Source organism: Marinomonas sp. UCMA 3892 (assembly GCF_012726345.1).
In the GTDB taxonomy this organism is placed as follows: domain Bacteria; phylum Pseudomonadota; class Gammaproteobacteria; order Pseudomonadales; family Marinomonadaceae; genus Marinomonas.
This window is the reverse complement of the sequence record NZ_PTXN01000039.1, coordinates 1-2,184: the sequence shown is the minus strand read 5'-3', so window position 1 is coordinate 2,184 and position 2,184 is coordinate 1. Positions and strand designations below refer to the sequence as shown.

Below are 2,184 nucleotides of genomic sequence, written 5' to 3'. Positions count from 1 at the left end.
TCCGTAGCTTCGGTGTACAGTTTGAGCCCCGTTATATCTTCCGCGCAGGCCGACTCGACTAGTGAGCTATTACGCTTTCTTTAAAGGATGGCTGCTTCTAAGCCAACCTCCTAGCTGTCTAAGCCTTCCCACATCGTTTCCCACTTAACTGTAACTTTGGGACCTTAGCTGACGGTCTGGGTTGTTTCCCTTTCCACAACGGACGTTAGCACCCGCTGTGTGTCTCCCGTAATTGCACTCATTGGTATTCGGAGTTTGCATGGGGTTGGTAAGTCGGGATGACCCCCTAGCCCAAACAGTGCTCTACCCCCAATGGTGAGATACGAGGCGCTACCTAAATAGCTTTCGAGGAGAACCAGCTATCTCCGAGCTTGATTAGCCTTTCACTCCTATCCACAAGTCATCCCCAGCCTTTTCAACGGATGTGGGTTCGGTCCTCCAGTTGATGTTACTCAACCTTCAACCTGCTCATGGATAGATCGCCCGGTTTCGGGTCTATTCCCAGCAACTAAACGCCCTATTAAGACTCGGTTTCCCTACGGCTCCACTATGTGCTTAACCTTGCTACTGAAAATAAGTCGTTGACCCATTATACAAAAGGTACGCAGTCACGGAACAAGTCCGCTCCCACTGCTTGTACGTACACGGTTTCAGGATCTATTTCACTCCCCTCACAGGGGTTCTTTTCGCCTTTCCCTCACGGTACTGGTTCACTATCGGTCAGTCAGGAGTATTTAGCCTTGGAGGATGGTCCCCCCATATTCAGACAGGATAACACGTGTCCCGTCCTACTCGTTTTCATGATTAAGGTGTTTTCGTATACGGGGCTATCACCCTCTATCGCGGCACTTTCCAGAGCCTTCTACTAACACCAAAACCACTTAAGGGCTAATCCCCTTTCGCTCGCCGCTACTTAGGGAATCTCGGTTGATTTCTTTTCCTCCGGGTACTTAGATGTTTCAGTTCCCCGGGTTCGCCTCCACACAGCTATGTATTCACTGCGGGATACTCTACAAGTAGAGTGGGTTTCCCCATTCGGACATGTTCGGATCAAAGCTTGTTTATCAACTCCCCGAACCTTTTCGCAGATTACCACGTCCTTCATCGCCTCTGACTGCCAAGGCATCCACCGTGCACGCTTGGTCACTTGACCATATAACCCAAAATAGTTTTCTAATTCCCAACTCTAAGAAGAGTCAGTATTAAAACAACACTCAGATCACATACCAAAGGGCTTTTGTACCCCTCTGGATTTACGATTTAGAAAGTCACTAGGTTAAAGTGCTTTCCACCGGTTTGACGCTTGATTATCGTCTATTTCAAAATTYGAATTGTTAAAGAGCAAGTTTAGTGCAAAGCACTAAGTCAGAGACTAAAAATCACCCAACACAATAAAATGTAAGATGCTTAGCGTCTTGCTTAGAACTCTCTCTAAATCTTTCGCACAGAATGATCTGTAAATGGTGGAGCTATGCGGGATCGAACCGCAGACCTCCTGCGTGCAAAGCAGGCGCTCTCCCAGCTGAGCTATAGCCCCATTTCTCTCTAGATCGTATTTGGTGGGTCTGGGCCGATTTGAACGGCCGACCTCACCCTTATCAGGGGTGCGCTCTAACCAACTGAGCTACAGACCCAAATACTTTCTGTGCTTCTTATAAACTAGATATTGTATTCAACAAGTGACTTGYTAATACCATCAGATAATTTGTGTGAACGCTCACCAGAGGTTTCTATCGTTTAAGGAGGTGATCCAGCCCCAGGTTCCCCTAGGGCTACCTTGTTACGACTTCACCCCAGTCATTGACCACTCCGTGGTAACCGCCATCCCCGAARGGTTAAGCTAGCTACTTCTGGAGCAATCAACTCCCATGGTGTGACGGGCGGTGTGTACAAGGCCCGGGAACGTATTCACCGTGACATTCTGATTCACGATTACTAGCGATTCCGACTTCATGGAGTCGAGTTGCAGACTCCAATCCGGACTACGACGTACTTTCTGGGATTCGCTTACTCTCGCAAGTTCGCAGCCCTCTGTATACGCCATTGTAGCACGTGTGTAGCCCTACTCGTAAGGGCCATGATGACTTGACGTCGTCCCCACCTTCCTCCCTGTCCCTTATACACATCCCGAGCCCTCGACACTCCAGAGAACCTCGTATGCCGTCCTCTCCCTGACAACAAAAA

At 48.7% G+C, this 2,184-nt stretch carries 2 tRNA genes and 2 rRNA genes; all 4 read right to left on the bottom strand.

Annotation, left to right across the window (positions count from 1 at the left end):
* Positions 1 to 1,153: ribosomal RNA gene (locus B6N13_RS23145) — 23S ribosomal RNA — on the bottom strand; the annotation flags it as partial.
* 308 nt (positions 1,154 to 1,461) lie between these two features.
* Positions 1,462 to 1,537 (bottom strand) — tRNA-Ala (locus B6N13_RS23140).
* A 20-nt stretch (positions 1,538 to 1,557) separates the two neighbouring features.
* A tRNA-Ile gene (locus tag B6N13_RS23135) sits at positions 1,558 to 1,634 on the bottom strand.
* A gap of 104 nt (positions 1,635 to 1,738) precedes the next feature.
* Positions 1,739 to 2,184: ribosomal RNA gene (locus B6N13_RS23235) — 16S ribosomal RNA — on the bottom strand; the annotation flags it as partial.